The organism is Dyella mobilis (assembly GCF_016904945.1).
GTDB classification, from domain to species: Bacteria; Pseudomonadota; Gammaproteobacteria; order Xanthomonadales; family Rhodanobacteraceae; genus Dyella_B; species Dyella_B mobilis.
On sequence record NZ_JADIKF010000040.1, the window covers coordinates 1,449,235 to 1,474,647 of the forward strand.

17 protein-coding genes are annotated in these 25,413 nt (G+C 62.1%); 5 read left to right on the plus strand and 12 right to left on the minus strand.

The features are described from left to right. Positions 1–31: 31 nt before the first annotated feature. The gene (locus tag ISS99_RS22750; RefSeq protein ID WP_239538306.1) at positions 32–1,189 is read left to right on the plus strand and encodes an alkaline phosphatase family protein; all 1,158 of its coding nucleotides are present in this window, start codon (positions 32–34) and stop codon (positions 1,187–1,189) included. A gap of 80 nt (positions 1,190–1,269) precedes the next feature. On the opposite strand, the gene ISS99_RS22755 is transcribed toward ISS99_RS22750, so the two are convergent. The 7 genes from ISS99_RS22755 to ISS99_RS22785 form a co-directional block, all read right to left on the minus strand. Next, positions 1,270–3,717, minus strand: a complete 2,448-nt coding sequence (locus tag ISS99_RS22755) for a TonB-dependent siderophore receptor (protein ID WP_204633870.1) — start codon at positions 3,715–3,717, stop codon at positions 1,270–1,272. A 132-nt stretch (positions 3,718–3,849) separates the two neighbouring features. Further along, positions 3,850–4,854, minus strand: a complete 1,005-nt coding sequence (locus tag ISS99_RS22760; RefSeq protein WP_204633871.1) for a FecR family protein — start codon at positions 4,852–4,854, stop codon at positions 3,850–3,852. Then, positions 4,854–5,384: an RNA polymerase sigma factor gene (locus tag ISS99_RS22765; RefSeq protein WP_204633872.1), complete on the minus strand. Its 531-nt coding sequence runs from the start codon at positions 5,382–5,384 to the stop codon at positions 4,854–4,856. Before ISS99_RS22765 ends, ISS99_RS22760 begins: the two co-directional genes overlap by 1 nt. 14 nt (positions 5,385–5,398) lie before the next feature. Next, positions 5,399–6,559: a VirK/YbjX family protein gene (locus tag ISS99_RS22770; protein WP_204633873.1), complete on the minus strand. Its 1,161-nt coding sequence runs from the start codon at positions 6,557–6,559 to the stop codon at positions 5,399–5,401. A 90-nt stretch (positions 6,560–6,649) separates the two neighbouring features. Continuing rightward, positions 6,650–8,104, minus strand: a complete 1,455-nt coding sequence (locus ISS99_RS22775; protein ID WP_204633874.1) for an efflux transporter outer membrane subunit — start codon at positions 8,102–8,104, stop codon at positions 6,650–6,652. Further along, positions 8,101–11,277: an efflux RND transporter permease subunit gene (locus tag ISS99_RS22780; protein WP_204633875.1), complete on the minus strand. Its 3,177-nt coding sequence runs from the start codon at positions 11,275–11,277 to the stop codon at positions 8,101–8,103. Before ISS99_RS22780 ends, ISS99_RS22775 begins: the two co-directional genes overlap by 4 nt. Then, on the minus strand, positions 11,274–12,413 hold the full coding sequence (locus ISS99_RS22785) for an efflux RND transporter periplasmic adaptor subunit (RefSeq protein ID WP_439649141.1): 1,140 nt from the start codon (positions 12,411–12,413) through the stop codon (positions 11,274–11,276). Before ISS99_RS22785 ends, ISS99_RS22780 begins: the two co-directional genes overlap by 4 nt. A 158-nt stretch (positions 12,414–12,571) precedes the next feature. Here ISS99_RS22785 and ISS99_RS22790 point away from each other — a divergent pair, with 158 nt between their 5' ends. Beyond that, complete coding sequence (locus ISS99_RS22790; RefSeq protein WP_204633877.1) at positions 12,572–13,192, plus strand: TetR/AcrR family transcriptional regulator; 621 nt, start codon at positions 12,572–12,574, stop codon at positions 13,190–13,192. A 271-nt stretch (positions 13,193–13,463) separates the two neighbouring features. Here the strand turns inward: ISS99_RS22790 and ISS99_RS22795 are convergent, their stop codons facing one another. The 5 genes from ISS99_RS22795 to cyoA form a co-directional block, all read right to left on the minus strand. Then, the gene (locus tag ISS99_RS22795; protein WP_284343631.1) at positions 13,464–14,189 is read right to left on the minus strand and encodes an SURF1 family protein; all 726 of its coding nucleotides are present in this window, start codon (positions 14,187–14,189) and stop codon (positions 13,464–13,466) included. Positions 14,190–14,385: 196 nt separating this feature from the next. Beyond that, positions 14,386–14,784, minus strand: a complete 399-nt coding sequence (gene cyoD, locus ISS99_RS22800) for a cytochrome o ubiquinol oxidase subunit IV (RefSeq protein WP_204633879.1) — start codon at positions 14,782–14,784, stop codon at positions 14,386–14,388. Next, a complete protein-coding gene (gene cyoC, locus ISS99_RS22805; protein WP_204633880.1) occupies positions 14,781–15,419 on the minus strand; it encodes a cytochrome o ubiquinol oxidase subunit III in 639 nt (212 codons plus the stop codon). Before cyoC ends, cyoD begins: the two co-directional genes overlap by 4 nt. Before the next feature lie 4 nt (positions 15,420–15,423). After that, positions 15,424–17,415, minus strand: a complete 1,992-nt coding sequence (cyoB, locus tag ISS99_RS22810) for a cytochrome o ubiquinol oxidase subunit I (protein ID WP_239538310.1) — start codon at positions 17,413–17,415, stop codon at positions 15,424–15,426. Between the two features lie 19 nt (positions 17,416–17,434). After that, positions 17,435–18,397 (minus strand): ubiquinol oxidase subunit II, encoded by a 963-nt coding sequence (cyoA, locus tag ISS99_RS22815; protein ID WP_204633881.1) that lies wholly within the window; start codon positions 18,395–18,397, stop codon positions 17,435–17,437. Positions 18,398–18,794: 397 nt separating this feature from the next. Between cyoA and ISS99_RS22820 the strand changes: the two genes are divergently transcribed. The 3 genes from ISS99_RS22820 to ISS99_RS22830 all read left to right on the plus strand — a co-directional run bounded on the left by ISS99_RS22820 (position 18,795) and on the right by ISS99_RS22830 (position 25,409). Then, positions 18,795–20,126, plus strand: a complete 1,332-nt coding sequence (locus tag ISS99_RS22820) for an MFS transporter (protein ID WP_204633882.1) — start codon at positions 18,795–18,797, stop codon at positions 20,124–20,126. Positions 20,127–20,381: 255 nt separating this feature from the next. Then, on the plus strand, positions 20,382–21,623 hold the full coding sequence (locus ISS99_RS22825) for an MFS transporter (RefSeq protein WP_204633883.1): 1,242 nt from the start codon (positions 20,382–20,384) through the stop codon (positions 21,621–21,623). Between the two features lie 27 nt (positions 21,624–21,650). Further along, positions 21,651–25,409, plus strand: coding sequence for a nitrate reductase subunit alpha (locus tag ISS99_RS22830; protein ID WP_204633884.1), 3,759 nt, complete (start codon positions 21,651–21,653; stop codon positions 25,407–25,409). Positions 25,410–25,413: the final 4 nt, after the last annotated feature.

Here is a 25,413-nt window from a genome sequence, read left to right on the forward strand (position 1 = left end):
GAGGCGGTCCATGGACCAAAGGAAATCGCGGATGTCTTCAATCAGTTCCAGGCTGCGCCAGCGCATGGCGCGCACCTTCTTCCCCGCTCTTGCCGCAGCCGGCATGCTCGGCGCGTCGGCAACGCTTGCTGCCGCGCCCGTGCACGGCCACAGCCCTGCGCCGGTGCACCACGTCTTCATCATCATGCTGGAGAACGAGTCCTACCAGGTCACGTTCGGCCCCAACTCGATCGCGCCCTATCTGGCGCACGAGCTGCCCAAGCAAGGCGCCCTGCTCACGCAGTATTACGGTGTCGGCCATTACAGCCTGGACAACTACATCGCAATGATCAGCGGACAGGCACCCAACGCCGACACGCAGGACGATTGCACCACGTTCAACGAATTCGTCTCCACCACCGGCAAGCTCAATGCGAACGGACAATTGCCCGGCAAGGGCTGCGTCTATCCCAAGCACGTGCGCACGCTTGCCAACCAGCTGACCGACGCCGGCCTCAGCTGGAAGGCCTACATGGAAGACATGGGCGCAGACCCGACGCGCGAAGCGGCCACCTGCGGGCATCCGGCCATCGGCGCCGTCGACGCCACCGAGAAGGCAACGCCGAAAGATCAATACGCCACCAAGCACAATCCCTTCGTCTACTTCCACTCGGTCATCGACAGCAAAAGCTACTGCGACAGCCGCGTGGTCAATCTGGATCACTTGAGCAAGGACTTGGCCCAGGCCAACACCACGCCCAACTTCGTCTACATCACGCCCAACCTCTGCCACGACGGCCACGACGCACCCTGCAAGAACGGCGAACAAGGCGGCCTGATTTCAGCCGACGCGTTCCTGCGCACCTGGGTGCCGCGCATCGTCAACTCGCCGGCATTCAAGCGCGACGGCCTGCTGGTCATCACCTTCGACGAAGGCAACGACGGCACGTCCTGCTGCAACGAAAAGCCCCTGCCGGGTGGCCCGCAACCGGGCGGCAAGATCGGCCCGGGCGGCGGCAAGATCGGTGCCGTGATGCTCTCGCCCTTTATCGCTCCGGGCACCACGTCCGACGTGGAGTACAACCACTACAGCCTGTTGCGCAGCCTGGAGAACATCTTCGGCCTGTCGCACCTGGGCTACGCGGGCGACGACCAGTTGCATACGCTCGGCAGCGACATCTTTACCGCGCATCCCGCGGCATCGAAATAAGCCACGTTCGCATATGCAAAAAAGCCCCGGTCAGCCGGGGCTTTTTTATCGTCGCGTCGCCCGCAGACGGCAACTGCGGGTTAGAAGCTGTACGTGCCGCTCAGCAAGAACGAGCGATGATTGCGCAGCGGCACGAACGTCTCGTCGAATTGCGGCCCGTACAAGTTGCGATCGAGCAGATTTTTCACGCCAAGCGTGACGCTCCAGCGCGGCGCCCGATAAAACACATTGGCCGATACGCTGGCTTGCCCGGGAATCGAAATGTAGTCGGTGCCATCGCCGCCGGCTATCGAAACGTAGTCGTTGAAATCGCCGGACATGATGCCCAGGCTGCGGCTGCGCGCCAATACGCCGAGCCCGACACCGAAACCACGCAGAGCTCCCTGCTGGAGCGTATAGCTGCTCCACAGGTTGAAGCGCTGCCTGGAAGCACCCAGGGGTGGCGTGCCGTCGTTATTGTGGATCACGGCGTTGGTGAAGGCTGCGCTCAGGTCCCATCCCGGCAGAATCCGCCCATTGAATTCCACCTCGATACCTTTGTTCGACTGCCCAGGCCCGGTGATGAAGTAATACGGCGGCTGCAGCGAAATCAGGTCCGCACTGTTGTTGAGCATGATGCGATAAGCGGCGACAGTAAGACGAGCCCTGTCCTGAAACAGATTCATCTTCGTGCCGATTTCTATCTGCCGCGACAAGGCCGGCGCCAAAGGGTGATTGTCCTTGCCAAGGCCGGTATCGGGCTGAAACCCGTTGGACGTATTGGCGTAGATCGAGACCTCGGGCGTAAGCTTGTACACTAGGCCGAAGTTCGGCACCCACTGCACCTTGTGCGGATTCCACGGCGAACCATCCGGATACGTGGTCTGCAACTCATAGCCGGTACGGCGCCAAGCCAGCAGCGCCTCCCATTGCGTGCCCAACGCGATCTGGTCCTGGATGAACAGGCCCGTTTCCGTCGTCCATGGATTGCCGGAAAAATAACCCTCGGCATAATCGTCCGCAGACAAGGCCGACGCTGCCGGCGCCAATGGACCGGAACTGAAGATGTTGTACGACATGCCGGCGCCGCCGTTGCTCAACGCATATTCGCCGCCGCCGAGCTGGATGCGCGAATAATCGACGCCGAGCACGAGCGAATGCTGCATCCAGCTATTGCCAAACGATGCCGTCACGTCGTTCTGTAACACGTAATAAGCGTCGGAGGTTCGATAATCCAGCGCGGTGGCGTTGAGATCGCCGGCGGGATCCATGCCGTCCATGTACCAGTATTTGGAGTCGATCGATTCGCGCACATATTGCGCGCGACTGCGAAACGACCATATCTCGTTGAAGCGATGCTCCAGCATGTAATACAGGCGCCGCGTCTCGATCGCCGTGTGATCGTCGGGGTTGTCCAGCAAGATGCCGGGCGGCGACGCGGAGGACACCGTATCGCGCAACAAGATGGCGTGATCCGGAATCGGCGTGTGGTTCATCATCCACGACGCGCCGACGATCAACGTCGTATCGGGCGACGACCAGCCGATCGACGGCGCCACGTATCGGTTGCGCCGGCCACGCATGCCCTGCATCGTGCGATCCGCATAGTCGCCGTTGGCGATCAAGCGATAGCTCAACGATCCGCTCGTATTCAAGGCGCCGGCAAGATCCACGCCCAATTGCTTTTCGCCGTGCGGGCCGATCGAATAGAACAGCTGGTGGATCGGCTCGGCCTGCGGCTTCTTCAGCACGACGTCGATCAGGCCGCCGAAATTATTGTAAGCCGACGTATCGCCAAGAATGGCCTCCGGCCCTTTCAACACTTCGATCCGCTCCACGCCGATCATCGGCGGAAAGTCACCGATGCCCAGAATGTTGTTGGGCATGCCGTCGGTCATGCCGTTGCCCGTAGTGAAGCCGCGCACGTCAAAAATCGGCAGCCCGCTCGAACCGTCGTAGTACTGCACGCCGGCAATGTTGCGGATCGCTTCGGCGATGGTCTGCACCTGCTCCGACTGCAGCAGATCCTGCGTCACGATGCCCACCGACTGCGGAACGTCCAGCGGATCGGACACGGTGCGCGTCGGGCCGCTGCTGACATCCGCCATGAAACCCTCGTCCTTGCCCACCAGGCCGATTGCCTGGATCGGCGGCAGCAACGTGGCCCTGGTCTGGTCCAGAGATGAAGCGGGGTTCGATTTTCCGCCTGTAGCGGCTGCCTTGCCCGGCTTGATCACGACGGTGCGTGCATCGGCAAAGGCGAACACCATGCCGGTACCTTCGAGCAACTGGCCCAGCGCCGCCTGCATGCTCAACGCGCCGGCCACCGCGTGCGAGCGCAGCGCCTCGACCGTTTGCCCGGCAGTAAGCACCTGCACATTCGCCTGTTTGCCAAAGGCGATCAGCGCCGTCGATAGCGACTGCGCAGGTATTGCGAAACGCATGCCGACCGGTTGCTCTGCCGCGCAAGCCGGTGCCGAAGCAACACCGCCGGCGGCAAACATCAACGTCAGGCACCCGTAAGCGGGCAGCCAGGCAAACCGGCTCATGTCAGGTGATCGACTCCACGGGAGAGTCATCAGTCTGACATGCGGCGAGGCGCTTTTCACGTCCCGGAGATGTTTTTTTTACGCTTCTCGCGCGCCCTTCACAGCCGCTTTTTCAGGCAAAAGATGCCCCATTCAGCGGCGCGAGGGATGCTCCGCATCCGAAAGCGTCACTCCACCGGCTTTTTCATTTACGCGCAGGGGAAACACTTGCGGCAGGGCACCCAGCCAACTGTCGATCGCATCGGTGCGGATGCTGCCGGTGTAGCTGAGCTTGTCCAGGTCGGTGTCGGCAATGTGCAAGGGGCGCGGGCTGTAGCGGTTCAGATTGGCAATCACCACCGCCAAGGGTTCATCGATGAATTCCAGGCGGTCACTGCGCCAGGCGGTGGCCTGCTCAGGCGTCATGCTTCCCACTGTCATGCCCGATGCATTCGGGTCGTACGACACCATCTGCCCGGCCGAAACTTCCAGAGTGCCGCGCTGGGTCTGTCCCGGCTTCTGGTTCACGTCGCTGATTTCCACACGCCCTTGCGTGACCACGATGGTGACCCGCTCGCCGGTGCGCCGCACATCGAACGCCGTACCGATGTCGCGCACCGCAATGTCGCCGGCAGCCACCACAAATGGACGGCTGTTGTCGTGAACCACCTGGAAGAAGGCCTCGCCATCCTTCAGCTCGATCCGCCGCTGATTACGACCAAATTGCGTGGTCATGGTCGATGCCGCACCCAGTGCCACCTTGGTGCCATCGGACAAGGTGAAATCCCGGTTTTGGGCGATGGCGCTGTTGTAGACCTGGGTGGTGATGCCGGGCACGAGCCGCATCCAGCCCAGGTAGAGCCCGCCGGAAAGCAAGGCCACGGCGACCGAAGCCGCAGCCGCCAACGGCAGCCAGCGACGCTGGCGTGCGGACGGACGGGCAAAAGCCTGGATCAGGCTCTGACGCGAGACCTGGTCCAACGTTCCCAGCCGCGAGGCAAGATCGCTCACGCGTTCGAACGTCTCCAGGTGACGAGCGTCCTCCTGGGTCCAGGCCAGCCATTGATCGACAGTGTCGTCATTAGCGTCGGGGGCGCGCAGTCGCACCCACCAATCGGCGGCTACGTGCAGAATGTCGTTTTGTTTACTCGTTGCCATTACGGCATCTCCTTCTCGTCTACCCGCGCGCGGCAATGTGCCAGCGCGTTGGAGACGTGGTAGCGCACCATGCGCTCGCTGAGGTTCATCGTTTGCGCGACAGCACCAAAATCGCGCCCTTCAATCACGTGCATGACAAAAGCCTGGCTGGTCTTGGCCGGCAGTTCGCGCAGGGCATGGCGAATGCCGGCCACCTGTTGCACGGCCATCGCGTGATGGACCGGTGTGGCCTCCCCCATCGGCTCATCGCTCGCCTGGGCTGCGGCGAAATCGCTGCGCACCTTGCGCTTGCGCAGGCGATCGATGGCCAGGTTTCCCGCCACTTTGAACAAATAGCTGCGCAGGGAATCGATATCTTCCCGGTTATCCATCGTAAGCACGCGCAAATAGGCCTCCTGGGCGACTTCCTGCGCGTCGGAAAGCGAGCTCAGCCGACATTGCAGAAAGGCGATCAGGGCGCGGTTGTGCTCACGAAACAGTTTTTCTATCTCGTCCACGTGCACGGAGAGTGTCACCGTACTCATAGCCATGGGGGCCGATGTGCTTAGCTTACCCAAGATGTTTCGACCTGGATGCGCCGCAGTGGCCGTTCGACCGCCTGGCGCACCTGCTGCAAGAAGGTCGGAGACGATGGCGCTGGCCGCTGCAAAGCTTCAATCAACATCTGTTCGGCTTGCAACCGGAGCGCCTCGCGCCGACGGAAAGCAGACCGATGGTGGCTTGGTACCTCCGCCACCGATTTGTGCGTTTGCTCTGCCGGAAGGACAAACCACCCGCCGTCGATCCGCTTGCCGTGCTGTTCGGTCCAGAACGCATCGTAATCGGCGTGCACCGGCCGACCGCTCCGGCGCAGCGGATGCGCATCGTTGGCAATGGCCAGCAAGGTTTTGATGTCGTAGTGCCGGGCAAAAGCATAGACCAGCGACAGCATCAGCTGCTTGGGGCGCAGGCCGTGCATGTTGCGAGTCAACTCGCGCACGACCTCTTTCGCGTTTTCGCCGCGCGGCCCTTGCAGGCAGCCAATCATGATCGACGGGGTTTCGTCGGATACGGTCAACACCACGCTGTACAGCACGTGCCCCTCGGCGTCGCAAAGCTGCAAGCAGAGCTCGCCCTCGCATCCCTTGAGAATCGGTGGACGCATGCACAAGGTCAGCAAGGAGCCATCCTTGGCCGTCAGGCTTCCTAATTTGGCGTAGCCCAACTCATAAACCTGTTCAAACAGTGTGGCCGGCAGATGCGTCAGCGCAAAGCGATAGTGCTGGTGCAACTGCGCCAGGCGCTGGCGACGATGCCAGTAAGCGTTCACATAACGGTGCATGTGCCGCTCCTGCAAGCGGGGATCGCGCTGCCGGTAAGCGAGCATCTGCGGATGGGCGCCGATGAACGAAAGAAAACGGCTGTGCCGCACTGGTATGCAGATGCTACGCGCCAGATATTTCAGCGCCGTCACGGCGCGCCTGTACCAGGGACCCGTCCAATCGCTGCGGTCGCGCAAGGAATGCAAGATGGTCGCCAGCGGACCATCCTGAATCTCATCGACCGCGCCGACATACAGCATGGCCGCCGCGGCGAGGCTCTTTTCAGCCGGCGACGATGACCTCCGCCCTTGCAGGCGGGGGATCGACAGATAGGCACCGGTGGGAAGGAGACCTTCCCGGCCAATACCCAGGACACCGGCGGGAGGATGATTTGGCTTGTTCACAGTATTCGAACCAAGGGTTTCAACATTTCCCCTTAAGACGTTCGAGCACCGGAATTTTGAAATGCCCCCGCGGCTGGGGAAGGGGCACTCCTAGCGCCTGACCGCCGGCGGAGTCCCCATGGCCTGGAACAGGGCCGCGGTATCGGACAGGCGAGCCGCCCGCGCCTGGATTTCGGTCAGCCTTGCGGTTTGCAGGTGTTGCTCGCTGAGTACGGCCTCCGGGTAGGACATCGCCCCGAGCCGATAGCGGGCATCTACATCGCTGAAGGACTGCTGCGCCCTCGACGCCTCGTCCTGGGCCGCCCGGAGCGCGAGCGCATCCTGATCCAACGCAGTCAGGGTGTCGGCCACGTTCTGGAAAGCGTTGAGTACGGCTTGCCGGTATTGCGCCAGGGAGGCGTCGTATTCGGCGATAGCTGCCTTGCGCTGCGCAATCAGCGCGCCGCCATGAAAGATGGGCTGGGTCAGCCCTGCTCCCACGCTCCAGACCGCGCCTGCACCGGTAAACAGGCTCGATGGCTTGAAGCCCTCGGTGCCGATCGACGCCGACAACGAAATATGCGGAAACAGGTTGGCCGTGGCGACGCCCACCTGGGCAGACGCCGCGTGCACCGCCGCTTCCGCCGCCAGCACATCCGGCCGCTGTTGCAACAATTCGGAGGGCACGCTTAGCGGCACCTCTGCCGGCAGATGCAGTTGGGCCAGGCTCAGGTTGGAAGGCGCCTGATCCGGCGTGCGCCCCAGCAACACCGCCAGCACGTGGCGTGCATGCATGGACTGCGCGCGCAACCCGGGAATCGACGTATCGATGCTCGCGGCCTGCTGCTGCAACGAAAGCAGATCGTCACGCGATGCCGCGCCAAGCCGGTAGGAACGCTCAGTCAGATCCGCCTGCTGATGCGCCAACACGGACAAGCGTTCGCTGGTGCTCAGTTGCTCGGCAAGTGAAGCCGCGTTGATCGCAGCAATTACAATATTCGCGGCCAGGGCACGCTTCGCCGCGTCGAATTCGTAGGACTGCTGATCCACCTGCGCCGCGGTCTGCTCGATGCCGTGACGCGTGGCACCGAACAGGTCAAAGTCGTAGCTCAGCGAAAGCTGCCCGGCATACACATCGTAAAGATTGGTCGGAGGACCAAAGTCGGGAAAACCCAGGGCGCGCTGGCGGCTGCTCTGTGCTTGCCCGTCCAGCGTCGGCAGCATCCGGCTGCCCACCTGGGCGCGCAATTGCTGGTGCGCCGCTTCCAGTGTGTGACGCGTCGCGGTCAGTGAAGGATTGTTGCGCAGTCCTTCTTCCACCCACGCATCCAGCGTGTCATTGCCATACAGGCGCCACCACTGCGGCACGGCACGCGCGCCGAGACTGAAGTGCTGGGCGACGCCATCCACCTTGGCGGTATCGGGCGGTGTCGGCTGCGCCGCGTAGTGCTCCGGCGCAGGTGGCGCGGGCGGCTTCGCGGGCGGCGCAAAGGCGCATCCGGCCAGCGCCAAGGCGATTGCCAAGCCCGTTGCATGACTTGCACGGGTCGTGATTGCGTGCTTCATGCTGCCACCTCCGGCTCGCTGGCAGGCTCGTTGTCGCGCACGCGGAACCACGCGGCGTAAAGCGCTGGCAGGTAAAACAACGTAAGCACGGTCGCCACCGTGATGCCGCCCATTAAAGCCGTCGCCATCGGGCCGAAGAAGTTGCTGCGCAACAGCGGGATCAATGCCAGCACGGCGGCCGCCGCGGTCAGCGTGATCGGCCGGAAGCGGCGCACCGTTGCGCCGATGATGGCTTCCCAGCGCGGATGGCCGGCACGGATGTCCTGCTCGATCTGATCCACCAGGATCACCGAATTGCGCATGATGATGCCGAACATCGCAATCGTGCCGAGCATGGCGACGAAGCCGAACGGTTGGTGAAACAGCAGCAATGCGGCGATCACGCCGATCAGGCCCAGCGGTGCCGTCAGCACCACCATGAAGGTGCGGCCCATGCTCTGCAGCTGGATCATCAGCAAGGTCAGCACGGCGATCATCATCAGCGGCATCTGTGCATTAATCGAGCTCTGCGCTTTCTCATTCTGCTCGACCGAACCGCCCACCTCGACGCGATAGCCCACCGGCAGATGGCTGCGGATATCGGCCAGCTTCGCGTCGACGGCGTTGGTCACATCCAGCCCCTGCGCGCCATGGCGCGTATCGGATTGCACGGTGATCGACGGCTGCCGGTCTCGTTCCCAGATCACGCCGTATTCGAGGCCGTAGGTGACGTGCCCAAGCTGTGCCAGCGGAATCGCCTTGCCGCCGGATGTGGGAATCGCCAGTCGCTCGATCTGATCCGGATGCACGCGGTCGCCATCCATGCTGCGCAGATCGACGGCGATCAGCTTGTCGCGCTCGCGGTATTGCGTCACCGTGGTGCCCGACAAGCTCATGGCGAGGAAGTCGGCGATGTCCTGCGAACTGATGCCTAGCTGTCGTGCCTTGACCTGATCCACTTCGAAGCGCACCGAGCGTTCGGCAGGCTCGTCCCAGTCGAACTGCACATTGGTCGTATCGGGATTGGCGCGCATCACCGTCGCCACCTGGTCCGCGATCCCGCGAACCTTGGCGATGTCGTCGCCATCCACGCGGAACTGCACTGGAAACCCCACCGGCGGACCATTCTCCAGGCGACTGACACGGGTGCGCACGGCGCTGAAATCACGCTTCAGCTCGCCCTCCAGATAGGCAGCAAGCTGCTCGCGCTGCTGCACATCCTTCGCGGTAATCACGAACTGCGCAAAATTGGGCTGCGCCAATTGCTGGTCCAGCGGCAAATAGAAGCGCGGAGCACCGCTGCCGACAAAACTCACGTAGTTGGCAATGTCCTTGCGCCCTTGGATGACCGCTTCAAAACGCTTGGTCTCGCGCAGCGTGGCCGCGTATGAAGCGCCTTCCGGCAGGCGCAGATCGACCAGCAGTTCCGGGCGATCCGAACTGGGAAAGAACTGCTTGGGCACCAGGCCGAAGCCGGCCAGTGCGATCACAAACAACACCACCGTCGAGGCCAGCACCAGCCAGCGATTGCTCAGGCAGAAATGCAGCCAGCCACGGAAGCGCCGATAGAAGGCGGTATCGTAGATTTCGATCTCATCGCCGTTGTGCACCACCGGAAGGGCCTTTGCGGCACGCGCATCCCGCCAGCGTTGCGGCAGAAAACGCGCCCACCATTCCTGTCCCGGCGCAGCCCGTTCGTGATGCTCCGGCAGCAAGTGATAGCCCAGCAACGGAATCACGATGACGGCCGCCAGCCACGACACCAGCAAAGCGATCGCGGAGACCTCGAAGATCGAGCGGGTGTATTCGCCGGTGCTCGACTTGGCCAGCGCGATCGGCAGGAACCCGGATACCGTAACCAGCGTACCGGTCAGCATCGGAAACGCCGTACTGGTGTAGGCAAATGCGGCAGCGCGCACCCTGCCCCAACCCTGCTCCAGTTTCACCGACATCATTTCGACGGCGATGATCGCATCGTCCACCAGCAGGCCCAGCGCCAACACCAGCGTGCCCAGCGACACCTTGTGCAGGCCGATGCCAAAAATGTCCATGCACAGCGCCGTGGCCGCCAGTACGAACGGAATCGAGATCACCACCACCATGCCGGTGCGGAAGCCCAGGCTGAGCAGGCTGACCACCAGCACGATCGCCACCGCTTCGGCCACCGATTCCAGGAAATCGTCGACGGAATGCGATACCGCATGCGGCATGCTGGTCACTTCTGCCAGCTTCAAGCCTGCGGGCAGACGCTTCTGCAAGGCCGATACCTCCGTATCCAACGCCTTGCCCAGCTTGATCACGTCGCCACCGGCCTGCATGGTGACGCCGATACCCAGCACCTGCTGTCCCATGAAATGCATGGTCTGGCTGGGCGGATCGTCATAGCCGCGGCGGATCGTGGCGATGTCGCCTAGCCGGATATTCTTGCCGTTGATGTGCAGCAAGGTGTCGGCCAAGGCATGCACATCGTCGTACTGGCCGCTGGGCCGCACGAAGACGCGATCGTTCGGCGTAGTCAGCACGCCGGTCGACGCCACCGAGTTCTGTTCGCTGATCGCCGCACCGATCTGTTGCGGACTGATGCCCAGCTTGGCCAGCTGCACATTGGGGATATCGATATAGATGTGCTGGTTCTGGTCGCCGAAGTAATCGACTTTGCCGACACCGGGCACGCGCAACAGCTCGGCGCGCAGCTCGTCCGCGTAATCGTGCAATTGCGCAGGCGTGTAGCCATCGCCCTCCAGCGCATAGATGTTGGTGTAAACGTCGCCGAATTCGTCGTTGAAGAACGGGCCTTGCACGCCTTGCGGCAATTGCGCAGCGATATCGCCCACCTTCTTGCGCACCTGGTACCAGGTTTCCGGCACGATGGACGAAGGGGCGGAATCCTTGATGTTGAAGAAGATCAGCGATTCGCCCGGACGCGAATAACTGCGCAAGAAGTCGATATTCGGTGTTTCCTGCAGCTTGCGCGCGATGCGGTCGGTCACTTCCTCCTGCACCTGCTTGGCGCTGGCGCCCGGCCAGTAGGTCTGGATCACCATCACTTTGAAGGTGAACGGCGGGTCTTCCGATTGCGACAGGTTCTTGTACGACAACAGGCCGAACAACGCGATCATGCCCATCAGGAAAAACACCAGCGACTGATGGCGCAGCGTCCAGGCCGAAAGATTGAAGCGCTCTTCGCTGCTCATTGCGGCGCATCCTCGGGATGAGGCGGCGCAATCGGCTGCACTTTTTCGCCAGTCGACACCGTGTGCACGCCATGCATCACCACCTTCTCGCCAGGTTCGAGCCCGTCGGCAATCAACACATCGCTTTCGCCGTAGCGGGCCACCGTGACGGGGCGCAATTCCAGCGTGGAATCGTCGGGGCGCACCACCCACACCGCGGGATGCTCGCCCTGGTGGAACAAGGCGGTGGACGGAATCCGGATGGTGGCGTGCGAGGACTTCGTGCCCTGCAACGCCGCATCCGCCGTCATGCCCAGCTGCAGCGCGCCACTTGGCTGATCGATAGTCAGCTTGACCAGATAGGTGCGCGACTGCGGGTCCGCCGCCGGTGCGATTTCGCGCACGTGTGCGCTGAAAACCTGGCCCGGCAAGGCTGGCAAAGTGATTTTGGCCGGCTGGCCGTTGACGACGCGGTCGATCCGGCTTTCAGGGATATCCAGATACACCTCGCGTTCTCCGGTCCAGGCGAAGCCGAATACCTGCTGCCCGGCTGCCAACACCTGCCCCACTTCCGCCTGCCGGCTGGTGATGGCGCCATCGTGATCGGCCACCAGGGTGGTGTAGCGCGACTGGTTCTGGGCCAGCGCAAACTGCTGTCGGGCCTGATCGCGCGCCGCCAAGGCCGAGGCATAGGAGTCCTGTGTCTGCTCAAGCTGCAGTTGGCTGATCAGGTTCTGCCTGGCCTGCGCCTCGTCGCGATCGCGCTGCTGGGTTGCGAACACCAGCCGGTGCTCGGCCGCTTCCAGCACCGCCTTGGCGGCGGCCAGCTGATTGCTCGCGTCGGTGGGATCGAGCTGGGCCAGCGGCTGGCCTTTTTTCACCGCGTCTCCGGGATTCACATAGCGCGCGGTCAACTGCCCACCGACCCGGAACGACAATGGCATCTCGTAGCGGGCATGCACCTCGCCGGGAAAGCGATCGGCAGTCACCCCATCGGCAACCTGCACCGGCGAGGCAATCACCGGAAAAGCCGCATCCGCCTCGGGGGCCTTGCGGCCGCAGCCAGCCAGCAGCGCCAGTGAAACGGCCATGGCGCAAGGCAGCCAGGCATGCCGCCACGTAAGCCCGCGGGGCTTGGGAAATTCTTGGTCGATCACGAGCCGCTCCTGGGGATGATGGGGGCGTTGGCGATTGCGACGGGACCCTCCCAAAGACGCCATCACCATAAATACGGCAACGAACTCTAATACAGTTATGTATTTGAGTTCAACCTACCATCGAAATACACGTGCCAGGCGTCGTGATACCATGCCGCATGCCACGCAAACGATTGACCCGGGAAGAAAGCCGCGAACAGACCCGCCAGCGCCTGCTGGACGCCGCGGCCGTGATGATTGCCAAGAAAGGACTGTCCGCCACCAGCGTGGAGGACATCGCCGAGAACGCCGGCTATACGCGCGGCGCGTTCTATTCGAACTTCAACAGCAAGACCGACCTGTTCATAGAGCTGCTTCGGCTCGACCACCAGAACATCCAGGAAGACCTGCAGAAATTGCTGGACGCCGACCTCTCGGTGGAGGACCTGCAAAAGCAGTTGGCCTTGTTCTATGCCCAGTGCTATCGCGACGACAACAACTACGTGATCTGGGCCGAAGCGCGCTTGCAGGCGTTGCGCGACACGAAGTTCCGCCAGCGCATGAACGCGCTGTGCCTGGAAAAGCGCGACATGATCGCGTACTTCATCGAGCAATTCTGCAAGCGCATGAACATGTCGCTGCCCGGCCCGGCCGGCGACTATGCGCTCGCCACCATCGCCCTGATGGACGGCATGCTTTATTTCAACATCATCATGCCCAACGAATTGCCCGATGCATCGGCCGAGTCCGTGCTGAGCACCATGTTCAGCAAGACCTTCTTCGGCAGCCTGCCGGCCTGATCTCTAGGGCCTGTTAGCACTATTTTCGTGGCCCGCGCCGGGAGCTGTTTGCGCGCCAGCCGAGAAAGAGTGAGGGAGTGTACGTCCGTACACGACCGCGCGATGACGCCGGATGGCGGCCAAACAGACCCGGCCCTTCGGGTTGCCGTTGAGTGGCCGCCATGCGGCAGCGCGCGGCACCGGCTTGGCAGCCAGCCAAGTCAGTGCCACGCACTACCACCTGACGACCACTCAACGACAACGCGGGCTACGAAAATAGTGCTAACAGGCCCTAGGTCCGCTTCGAAGCTTGCCGAAGCCGGTATTCGTCGTAACCCACGTACGCCCCGGCGACCAGGGTCAGCAGCGCCATCAGATACCAGGTGATCAGGTAGCTGAGATGGTTGTTCGGGAAGTTGATGACCGTGGTGCCGCCCTTCGGCCAATCCTGCGCCGAAGCCCCCGGCACAGCATCTTGGTCGATGAAGTACGGCGCGACACGTGAAAGGCCGCGCGCGGCGGCGATCGCCGGCACGTCGCGCGTGTACCAGCTGTTGTGCGCCGGATCGTTGCGGCGAAAAAGACCTGAGGGCTCGGACATGCGCAGCAAGCCGGTCACGGTTACCTGGCCGCTCGGTCCCGCTGCACAACGGTTGTCGCGGCCGCACCACCCCTCCGGCGCAAAACCGCGATTGACCAGCACGATGGAGCCATCGGCCATGCGTAGCGGCGTCAATACGAAATAACCGCTGCCAGTGTCGGAGGCGGCCCAGATCAGGGTCTGGCGATCGTGCAGGAATTCGCCGGTGACGCTCACGTGCCGGTATTCGTCCCGTTCCGCATTCACTTGCGGCCATTGCGCGGGTGCCGGTGGCGCCACGGGTGGAGCATGTACGCGCTGGTCCACGTGCGCGATCAGGTCGCGTTTCCAGGCCAGGCGACGAACCTGCCAGTTGCCTAGCTCAATGAAGCCGACGAACAGGCAGAGGCCGAACAAGGCAAGCAGGACCAGGGCCACGGGGCCGCGGGGTCCACGTACGCTGTCTTCAACGGAAATAGGGGGGGATGGCATGCGCCAATGATCGCACGTCACCGCTTCGTAGGTTGGGTTAGCGCAGCGTAACCCAACGGTGCGAGGCGATTTGCAAACTTCCTGTTGGGTTACGCTGCGCTAACCCAACCTACGCAATGTCAGCTTCTTCGCAAGCGTAGCGTCAAGGCAAATTCTGCGGATTCGGCATCATCGACGGCAACATATTGCTGTTGAGATGGAACATGATCCAGATCGACCCGCTCAATGTAATCACCACCAGCACGATGGTGAACACCAACGCGAGCATGTTCCACCCGCCTTCCGACTTCGCATTCAGATGCAGGAAGTACACCATGTGCACCACGATCTGCACCGCGGCGAACAACAGAATGAAGGCATCCGCCGGACCGGTCTTGGAAAATGCACCGGACATCACCAGCCAGAACGGCAGAATGGTGAGAAACGCCGCGGCGGCAAAGCCGGTCATATAGCCTTTCAGGCTGACGTGGATTTCGCTCACGCCATCGTGGGCTTCATCGTGATGGCCGTCATCGTGCGCATGCTGGGCATGGTCGCTCACGTCAGCACTCCCATCAGGTAAACGAAACTGAAGACCCCCACCCAGACCACGTCGAGGAAGTGCCAGAACATCGACAGGCACATCAGCCGGCGCTTGTTGGCGGCAGTCAATCCTTTCTTTCCGACCTGTACCAGCAACACGATCATCCAGATCAGCCCGCAAGTGACGTGCAGGCCGTGCGTGCCGACCAGGCCAAAGAACGAAGACAGGAAGGCACTGCGCTGCGGACCCGCGCCAATGGAAACCAGGTGCGCGAACTCGGTGAGTTCCAATGCGATAAAGCCCGCACCCAGAAACCACGTAACGATCAGCCACGCCATCATCGGCCCGCGCCGATTCTGCTGCATTTCCAGCACCGAAAAGCCATAGGTGATCGAGGAGAGCAGCAGCAGCGTGGTATTCACCGCAACGATGGGCAGCTCCAACACCTGCGCCGCCGAAGGCCCGCCGGCATATTCGCGCCCGAGCACGCCGTAGGTGGCGAACAGGCACGCGAAGATGAGGCAGTCGCTCATCAGGTACATCCAGAATCCGAACAGCGTGGCGTTTTCCGGATGGTGATCTTCGGTGACGTGGAAGCTCAGTGCCGCTTCCCCGCCATTACCCCCGTTTACGGTCATGGTCATGTCGGACATAACATCAGGCTCCGGCGCGGGCAGCTTCGACGCGACCCACTTCGTCGGCGGGAATGTAATAGTCGCGGTCGTAATTGAAAGTGTGGTGGATGGCCACTGCCAGCAGCGCCACGAAAGAGACGATCGCTATCAGCCACATGTACCAGACCATGGCGAAGCCGAAGACAAAGCTCAGCGCCGCCAGGTACACGCCGGTACCGGTGTTCTTCGGCATGTGGATGGGCAGGAAACCTTGCGTCGGCCTGGTCCACTTGTGCTGCTTCATCTGCCACCAGGTATCGATGTCGTGCACCTGCGGCGTGAAGGCGAAGTTGTAGGGTGGCGGCGGCGAAGAGGTGGACCACTCCAGGGTGCGCCCATGCCAGGGATCGCCATCGGTGTCGCGCAGCTTGTCGCGATGAAGAATGCTCACGCCGAACTGCACGATCATCGCCGCAATGCCGATCAGGATCAGCACCGCGCCGAACGCCGCGATCTCAAACCATATCTGCAATGAAGGGTCGTCGAAGTGACGCAAGCGGCGCGTCACGCCCATCAGGCCCAACAGATACAGCGGCATGAAGGCGAAATAGAAGCCGGCCACCCAGAACCAGAACGAGACCTTGCCCCAGAACGGATCGAGCCGGAAGCCGAACGCCTTGGGAAACCAGTAGTTGACGCCGGCGAACATGCCGAACAGCACGCCGCCGATGATCACGTTGTGGAAGTGCGCAATCAGGAACAGGCTGTTGTGCAAGGCGAAGTCCGCTGGCGGTACCGCCAGCAACACGCCGGTCATGCCGCCGATGGCGAAGGTCACGATAAACGCCACCACCCACATCATCGCCACGTCGAAGACGATGCGGCCGCGGTACATGGTGAACATCCAGTTGAAGATCTTCGCTCCGGTGGGAATGGAGATAATCATCGTGGTGATGCCGAAGAACGAATTGACGCTGGCACCCGAACCCATGGTAAAGAAGTGGTGCAGCCACACCAGGTAGGAAAGCACCGCGATCACCACGGTGGCGTATACCATCGAGGCGTAGCCAAACAGGCGCTTGCGCGAGAATGTGGCGGTGACTTCGGAGAAAACGCCGAACGCTGGCAGTATCAGGATGTACACCTCCGGGTGTCCCCACACCCAGATGAGGTTGACGTACATCATGTAGTTGCCGCCAAGATCGTTGGTAAAGAAATGCGTACCCGCGTAGCGATCCAGCGTCAACAGGGCAAGCGTGGCGGTGAGCACGGGGAAGGCGGCGACGATCAGCACATTGGCCAGCAACGCCGTCCAGGTGAAGATCGGCATCTTCATCATGTTCATGCCCGGCGCACGCATTTTCACGATGGTGGCGATCATGTTGATGCCCGATAGCGTGGTGCCCACGCCTGCCACCTGCAATCCCCAGATCCAGTAATCCACTCCGGTATCCGGACTGGTAGGCAACTCCGACAGCGGCGGATAGGCCAGCCAGCCGGTGCGCGCAAAGACGCCGATAAACAACGATGTCATCACCAGCAAGGCGCCGGCCACGGTCATCCAGAAACTGAAGTTGTTGAGGAAGGGAAACGCCACGTCGCGCGAGCCGATCTGCAACGGCATGACGAAATTGATCAGGCCGGTGATGAACGGCATGGCGACGAAGAAGATCATGATCGTGCCGTGCGCGGTGAATATCTGGTCATAGTGCGAGGCCGGCAAAAAGCCTTCGTGGGAACCGAAGGCCACCGCCTGTTGCCCGCGCATCATCAGCGCATCGGCGAAACCGCGCAGCAGCATCACCAGCGCCAGCACGATGTACATGATGCCGATCTTCTTGTGGTCCACGCTGGTGAACCATTCGCGCCAGAGATAGCCCCACTTGCGGTAGTAGGTCACCAGGCCCAGTACGGCGATGCCGCCGATGGCCACGCCAATGAAGGTGAAGATCAAGATGGGTTCGTGGTACGGGATGGACTCCAGCGAGAGGCGTCCGAAAATCAGCCTGGCGAGGTCGGGAGAGTGAAGAGTCATCGCGGCACCCATGCTGAGTTCACTGCGGATGAGCCATCGGCATGGCCGCATGGCTGTCGGTCGAAGCGGATGCCTCACCGCCCCCGCCAGGCCCCGGCATGCGAAGCATGTCCATGCAGTCGGGACCAGGGTGAACGCAGCGATTGACAATGGAACGGTATAGTCCGGGCTCCACACTGCCGTAGTAGTGCACCGGATCCTTTTCGCTGGGCGCTTCCAGCGTCGTGTACGTAGCTTGATCCAGCATGCCGCCATGGCTCTTGGCCTGCGCCACCCACTTGGCGAAATCATCCTCGCTCATGCCATGGAAGATGAAGTTCATGTACGAGAAGCCATCGCCGCTGTAGTTGGCCGACATGCCCTGATAGTCGCCCGGCTTGTTGATTACCGCTTGCAGCGTGGTTTGCATGCCCGGCATGGCGTAGATCTGCCCGGCCAGCGCAGGGATGAAGAACGAATTCATCACCGTGGAGGCCGTGAGATGGAAGCGAATCGGCCGATCCACCGGCGCCGCCAACTCGTTTACCACCGCCAGATTTTGCTCGGGGTAGATAAACAGCCACTTCCAATCGAGCGCAACCACGTCCACGTCCAGCGGCCTGGTATCCGCCGGCACCGCCTTCCCCGCCGCAATGCGATCAAGCGGGCGGTAGGGATCGAGCTTGTGCGTGCTGACCCAGGTGATCGCGCCCAGCGCAATGATGATCAGCAGCGGCGCCGACCAGATCATCAGTTCCACGATGGTGGAGTGATCCCACTCGGGGTCGTAGTGCGCCTTGTGATTGGATTCCCGATATCGCCAGGCGAACACCAGGGTGGCGATGATCACCGGCACCACGATCAGCAGCATCAGCACGAACGAGGTGATGATCAAATTGCGCTGCTGCAGCGCGACGTCACCGGACGGCGACATCAACACCGTGTGGCACCCAGACAAGGCCAGGGGCAGGGCTAGCAGTAGCAGTCCGCGGAGAGTCTTCATGGACACGACCGACGCAACCGAGTGAAAAAGGGGGGGGTACTGCTGTGCGAACAAGGTACGCCGATCAATGGGCAGCACGCAAATGGTTCGAGCACCCGAGGCATCGCACTGCGGCATTTCGCCTGCCTGCCACGTGCTTGTCACGACCTCTCGTCGAGCGCGCAACGCCGCGTCATCCCCCAGCGGGAGGGACGCTGCCGGAATGTGCAGGGCTCGTTCGATTTGCCGCGCATGATGCCAAGTCGACCCATGAATGCTTCGTGTGCAGGATGTATGGGGTCCGCATGGCCGTGCCGATGCGGGCCCAAACGCCACGACGCCGCGAACGGGCCCCTAGCCTTGACGTCGCAACGGTGCCATGCTGTGGCCGCCGCATCTCCCTATCCGAGCAACGACGATGTCCAGTACGTTTGAGGATCAGCGCGAACCCGCCGGCTTCACCCCGGAAGACCTGGGGCGTATTCACGCCCATGCCCGACTGGCACCCGGCGAAATCGCCGTCGGCGTCATCGTGGGACGAACCGCGGAGTATTTCGACTTCTTCGTATTCGGCATTGCCTGCGTGCTGGTGTTTCCATCGGTATTCTTTCCCTTCGAAACCCCGCTCAACGGCATGCTGCTGTCGTTCGCGATTTTCTCGCTGGCCTTCATTTTCCGCCCGCTCGGCACCACGCTGTTCATGTCCTTCCAGCGGCGCTGGAGCCGCGGCACCAAGCTCACCATGGCGATGTTCCTGCTCGGCAGCGCCACCGCCGGCATGGCGTTCCTGCCCAGTTTCAATACCATTGGCGGCTGGGCGATTGGCCTGCTGGCCTTCTTCCGGTTGCTGCAAGGGCTCGCCATGGGCGGCTCGTGGGACGGCCTGCCGTCCCTGCTCGCGCTCAATACGCCACCAGAGCGGCGCGGCTGGTATGCCATGCTCGGTCAGCTCAGCGCACCGATCGGCTTCCTCATCGCCGGCGGGCTGTTCTTGTTCCTGCGCACCGAACTAACGAACAGCGACTTCATCGACTGGGGCTGGCGTTATCCGTTCTACGTGGCCTTCACCATCAACGTCGTGGCGCTGTTTGCGCGCCTGCGCCTGGTGGTGACGGAGGAATACACCCGCGCCATGGAAGAGCGCGAGCTGGCGCCGATCGGCATCATCGCCATGATCCAGCGCCAGGGCTACAACATTTTCCTGGGTGCCTTCGCCTCGCTCGCCAGCTATGCACTGTTCCATCTGATCACGATTTTCCCGCTGTCGTGGATCGCACTGGGTACCACTCAGTCGGTCGATGAGCTGCTCGGTGTGCAGATTATCGGCGCCTTCGCCGGCATCATCGGCATCATCGCCTCCGGCCTGGTGGCCGATCGCATCGGCCGCCGCACCACCCTCGGCACGGCGGCTGCGCTGATCGGAGTATTCGCGCTGTTTGCGCCGTGGCTGCTGGGCGGCAGCAAGGCGGCGCAGGATGCCTTCATCATCATCGGCTTCCTGCTGTTGGGCTTTTCCTATGGTCAGGCCGCGGGCAGCGTCACGTCGAATTTCGAGATCCGGCTTCGCTACACCGGTGCCGCGCTGACTTCCGACTTTGCCTGGCTGCTCGGCGCAGCCTTTGCGCCGCTGATAGCGCTTGGCCTGTCCACGCGCTTCGGCCTGGTCGCAGTGAGCGTGTATCTGCTCTCCGGCGTGGCCTGCACACTGATCGCATTGCGGGTGAACAAGGCACTCGCCACCAAAGAATAGCCATCCACGGAAAGGCAAACTCGGCACGTGGGAATGCGGTGCCGAGACGTTAACGGCGGCGTCACCTTGCGCTAACGAGCGCTCCATAATTCTTCGAGGCAGCGAAGACAAACCCGCGCGCTCTACGTATTGTGGTGCGCCAGGCGAGTTGTCGTTGCCATCTCGCACGTTGCACGAACACAGGTTCCAAGGACTGGCCGCACCGTCTGGCTGCGGCGGGCGCGTTGTGGCGACAAAACACTCAAGGGAGAGGGTATGAGTGCCGCGTACAGGGTGTTGTTCGTCAGCACGTTTGCGTTCGTCACGTGTTTTGCGGTCTGGATGGCCTTCGGCGTCATCGGCATTCCCATCCGCCACGAGCTCAATCTCAACGCCACCGAGTTCGGCTTTCTTACCGCCACTCCTGTGCTGAGCGGCGCAGCCCTGCGCCTGCCGCTGGGCATCTGGACCGACCGCTTCGGCGGCCGCAGCGTAATGACCATCCTGCTGGTGGTCGCCGCCATCCCGGTGTGGCTGGTGAGCTATGCCACGCAACTGTGGCAATTCCTCGCCATCGGATTGTGCCTTGGCGCCGTGGGTGCCTCCTTCGCAGTCGGCACTCCTTATGTCGCACGCTTCTTTCCCGCCAACCGGCGCGGCTTTGCCATGGGCTTCTTCGGTGCCGGCACCAGCGGCGCCGCGCTCAACATGTTTGTGGCACCGATTATCGTGGACAGGTGGGGCTGGCGCGCCGTACCGCACATCTACGCCATCGCATTGCTGGTTACCGCGGCGATCTTCTGGCTGCTTTCCGCGCCGGACCCGGGGCTTGGCGGCAAGCAGAAGCCGCCGGGCTTTGCGCAACAGATGAAAGTATTGCGCGATCCGCGCGTGTGGAAGTATTGCCAGTATTACTCGCTGACCTTCGGCGGCTTTACCGCCTTGTCGCTGTGGATGCCGCAATACTTTTCCGGCGAATACGGACTCGGCATCGCCATGGCCTCTGCCCTGGCGGCCAGCTTCTCGCTGCCCGCCGGCGCGCTGCGTGCGGTCGGCGGCGTGCTCTCCGATCGCGTCGGTGCGCACGCGCTGACCTGGTGGGTGTTGTGGCTGGCGTGGATCGCCCTGTTCCTGCTTTCCTATCCGCAAACGCAGATGGTGGTGCAGACCATCCGCGGACCGGCCAGCTTCCACATCGGACTGAATCTGTGGACCTTCACGCCGCTGCTGTTTGTGCTGGGCGTCGCGCTGGCCTTTGGCATGGCGTCGACCTTCAAATATCTCGGCGATGATTTTTCCGACTCGCTCGGCGTCGTTACCGGCATCGTCGGCCTTGCCGGCGGCCTGGGCGGCTTTCTGCTGCCGATCCTGTGGGGTGGCCTGCTGGATCTGCTCGGCATTCGCTCGAGCGCCTTCATGCTTTTGTACGGCATCGTGTGGGTGTCGCTGATCCTGATCTATTTCACCGAAGTGCGCCAAATGGACATCCGCGGACGCAAAGCCAACCCGCAGTCCTGAGCACCGCCGCATCGCCTGGAGATTTGCATGAGTCACTTCCTGGACCGCCTGCGCTACTTCTCGCGGCGCCGCGAGCCTTTTGCGAACGGACTTGGCGAAGTCCGCGCCGAGAACCGCCAATGGGAAGACGGTTACCGCAACCGCTGGCAACACGACAAGATCGTGCGCTCCACCCATGGCGTAAATTGCACCGGCTCATGTAGCTGGAAGATCTATGTCAAAGGCGGCATCGTCACCTGGGAAACCCAGCAGACCGACTATCCGCGCACCCGCCCCGGCATGCCCAATCACGAACCGCGCGGCTGTTCGCGCGGCGCTTCCTACTCCTGGTATCTGTACAGCGCCAATCGCCTGAAGTACCCGATGATCCGCGGCCGTCTGCTGCGGCGCTGGCGCGAAGCACGCAAAAACATGGCCCCGGTGGATGCATGGGCGGCATTAATGGCCGATCCGCAAGGCACCGACTACAAAGCCGCGCGCGGCCTTGGCGGCTTCGTGCGCGCCAACTGGGAAGAAGCACTGGAGATCGTCGCCGCTTCCAACGTTCACACCATCAAGCAGCATGGTCCGGATCGAGTGATCGGCTTCTCGCCCATTCCCGCGATGTCGATGGTCTCTTTCGCCGCCGGCGCACGCTACCTCGGACTGATCGGCGGCACCATGCTGTCGTTTTACGACTGGTATTGCGACCTGCCCCCGTCCAGCCCGCAGACCTGGGGCGAGCAGACCGACGTGCCCGAATCGGCCGACTGGTACAACGCCGGCTACATCATCGCCTGGGGCTCGAACGTGCCGCAAACGCGCACGCCCGATGCGCATTTCTTCGTCGAAGCCCGCTACAACGGCACGCAAGTGGTCGCCGTCACTCCCGATTATTCGGAAGTGGCGAAGCTGTCCGACCTGTGGCTGCATCCGCGGCAAGGCACCGACGCGGCGCTGGCGATGGCGATGGGCCACGTGATCCTGCGCGAGTTCTTCCTGGATCGCCAGAGCGATTATTTCCAGGACTATTGTCGACGCTATACAGACCTTCCCTTGCTGGTCACCCTGCGCCGCGATGGCGAACACTGGATTCCGGATCGCTATCTGCGCGCCGGCGATTTTGCCGATGCGCTGGGCAGCCCCGGCCACGCCGAGTGGAAAACCGTCGGCTTCGACCAACATGGCAAGCTGGTCGTGCCACAAGGTGCGATCGGCTTCCGCTGGCCGGGCAAGGACAGTCCGGATCACGGTAAATGGAATCTCGAGCAGAAGGCTGCGGACGGAAGCGAGATCGAACTGAGCCTGAGCCAGATCGACCATAGCGACGATGTACTCGAGGTGGCCTTCCCTTATTTCGGCGGTACGCCGCACGAACATTTCCCGCATAACGAACAGGATGGCGACGTACTGCTGCGCCGCACGCCGGTACGCCGTGTCGCCACCCGCGATGGCGAGTTGATGGTCGCCACGGTGTTTGACCTGCTGTGCGCGCATTACAGCCTTGACCGCAAACTCGGCGGTGCCTGCGCCAGCTGCTACGAAGACAATATCCCCTACACACCTACGTGGCAGCAGGCGATCACCGGCGTATCCGCGGAGCATGCCATCAGCGTGGCGCGCGCCTTCGCCGCCAATGCCGAGAAAACGCGCGGGCGGTCGATGGTGATCATCGGCGCCGGCATGAACCACTGGTTCCACCAGGACATGAACTACCGCAGCATCATCAACATGCTGATGCTGTGCGGAACCATCGGCGTTTCCGGTGGCGGCTGGGCGCACTATGTGGGACAGGAAAAACTGCGCCCGCAAACCGGCTGGAGCGTGCTCGCCTTCGCGCTGGATTGGGTGCGTCCGCCGCGCCACATGAACGGCACCTCGTTCTTCTATGCGCATTCGGATCAATGGCGCTACGAAAAACTCGACGTCGATGAATTGCTGTCACCCCTCGCACCGCGCGGCAAATACGGCCGCAGCCTGATCGACTGCAACGTGCGGGCGGAGCGCATGGGCTGGCTGCCTTCCGCGCCGCAGCTGGCGCGCAACCCGCTTGACGTTGCGCGCGCAGCCAAGCAGTCCGGCATGGAGCCGCGTGACTATGTCGCCCAATCGCTGCAATCGGGCGAACTGCGCATGGCCTGCGAAGATCCGGACAATCCCGTCAACTTCCCGCGCAATCTTTTCATCTGGCGCTCCAACCTGTTTGGCTCTTCCGGCAAGGGACACGAGTATTTCCTGCGCCACTTCCTCGGCACCAAGCACGGTCTGCAAGGCAAGGACCTGGGCGAAGAAGGCGGCCACAAGCCGGAAGAAGTCGTCTGGCACGAGCAAGCGCCGGAAGGAAAACTGGACCTGGTGGTGACGCTCGATTTCCGCATGTCCACCTCCTGCCTCTACTCGGACATCGTGCTACCCACCGCATCCTGGTATGAGAAGAACGACCTCAACACCTCCGACATGCATCCCTTTATCCATCCGCTGTCGGCGGCGGTGGATCCGGTGTGGGAATCGCGCAGCGACTGGGAAATCTTCAAGGCGATTGCCAAGCGCTTTTCCGAACTGACGGAAAACCAGTTGGGTGTGGAACAGGATGTGATGCTGACGCCGATCCTGCACGACACCGCCGGCGAACTGGCGCAACCCTTCGAAGTGCGCGACTGGAAGAAAGGGGAATGCCCGTTTACTCCCGGCGTGACCGCGCCCAATATCGTCTTCGTCGAACGCGACTATCCAGCCACCTACGCACGCTTTACCTCCCTCGGCCCGCTGCTGGAAAAACTGGGCAACGGCGGCAAAGGCATCGGCTGGAACACGGAAGAAGAAGTGCGCGGCCTGGCCGCGTTGAACTACACGGTGGAAGACGGCCCCACCAAAGGCCGGCCGCGGATCATGAGCGACATCGATGCGGCCGAGGTGATCCTGTACCTCGCGCCGGAAACCAACGGCCAGGTGGCCGTAAAAGCCTGGGATGCCTTGTCGCGCATCACCGGCCGCAACCATCGCCATCTCGCCGAAACACGCGAAGATGAAAAAATCCGCTACCGCGACATCCAGGCGCAGCCACGCAAGATCATCAGCTCACCCACCTGGTCTGGCATCGAAAGCGAGCATGTCAGTTACACCGCCGGCTGGACCAATATCAACGAACTGATCCCCTGGCGCACGCTTAGCGGCCGGCAGCAGTTCTACCAGGATCATCCCTGGCTGCGCGACTTCGGCGAGGGATTCGCGCTCTATCGCCCGCCGATCGATACCCGTTCGGTCGCTGCGCTGTATGGCAAGCGCAGCAACGGCAATCCGGAGCTGACCCTGAACTTCATCACCCCACACCAGAAGTGGGGCATCCATTCCACCTATACCGACAACCTGATCATGCTCACGCTATCGCGCGGCGGCCCGATCGTCTGGCTGTCCGAAACCGATGCGAAGCGTGCCGGGATTGTCGACAACGACTGGATCGAGTTGTTCAACGTGAATGGCGCCATCGCTGCGCGCGCCGTGGTCAGCCAGCGCGTGCAGGAAGGCATGGTGATGATGTACCACGCGCAGGAGAAGATCGTGAATGTGCCCGGGTCGGAAATCACCGGCATGCGCGGCGGCATCCACAACTCGGTGACGCGCACGGTGCTCAAGCCCACCCACATGATCGGCGGCTACGCCCAGCTCAGCTGGGGCTTCAATTACTACGGCACGGTGGGTTCGAACCGTGACGAATTCGTGATCGTGCGCAAGATGGCCAAGGTGGACTGGATGGACAGGGTTCAACGCGAAGACCGTGAAGCACAACTCAAAAGCCGCTCGGCCTGACGGG

Excerpts from the sequence above, each read along its gene's own strand:
- ISS99_RS22750 (WP_239538306.1), top strand. The coding sequence starts at position 32 with ATGTCTTCAATCAGTTCCAGGCTGCGCCAGCGCATGGCGCGCACCTTC.
- ISS99_RS22755 (WP_204633870.1), bottom strand. The coding sequence starts at position 3,717 with ATGAGCCGGTTTGCCTGGCTGCCCGCTTACGGGTGCCTGACGTTGATG.
- ISS99_RS22760 (WP_204633871.1), bottom strand. The coding sequence starts at position 4,854 with ATGGCAACGAGTAAACAAAACGACATTCTGCACGTAGCCGCCGATTGG.
- ISS99_RS22765 (WP_204633872.1), bottom strand. The coding sequence starts at position 5,384 with ATGGCTATGAGTACGGTGACACTCTCCGTGCACGTGGACGAGATAGAA.
- ISS99_RS22775 (WP_204633874.1), bottom strand. The coding sequence starts at position 8,104 with ATGAAGCACGCAATCACGACCCGTGCAAGTCATGCAACGGGCTTGGCA.
- ISS99_RS22780 (WP_204633875.1), bottom strand. The coding sequence starts at position 11,277 with ATGAGCAGCGAAGAGCGCTTCAATCTTTCGGCCTGGACGCTGCGCCAT.
- ISS99_RS22790 (WP_204633877.1), top strand. The coding sequence starts at position 12,572 with ATGCCACGCAAACGATTGACCCGGGAAGAAAGCCGCGAACAGACCCGC.
- cyoC (WP_204633880.1), bottom strand. The coding sequence starts at position 15,419 with ATGTCCGACATGACCATGACCGTAAACGGGGGTAATGGCGGGGAAGCG.
- cyoB (WP_239538310.1), bottom strand. The coding sequence starts at position 17,415 with ATGACTCTTCACTCTCCCGACCTCGCCAGGCTGATTTTCGGACGCCTC.
- cyoA (WP_204633881.1), bottom strand. The coding sequence starts at position 18,397 with ATGAAGACTCTCCGCGGACTGCTACTGCTAGCCCTGCCCCTGGCCTTG.
- ISS99_RS22820 (WP_204633882.1), top strand. The coding sequence starts at position 18,795 with ATGTCCAGTACGTTTGAGGATCAGCGCGAACCCGCCGGCTTCACCCCG.
- ISS99_RS22825 (WP_204633883.1), top strand. The coding sequence starts at position 20,382 with ATGAGTGCCGCGTACAGGGTGTTGTTCGTCAGCACGTTTGCGTTCGTC.
- ISS99_RS22830 (WP_204633884.1), top strand. The coding sequence starts at position 21,651 with ATGAGTCACTTCCTGGACCGCCTGCGCTACTTCTCGCGGCGCCGCGAG.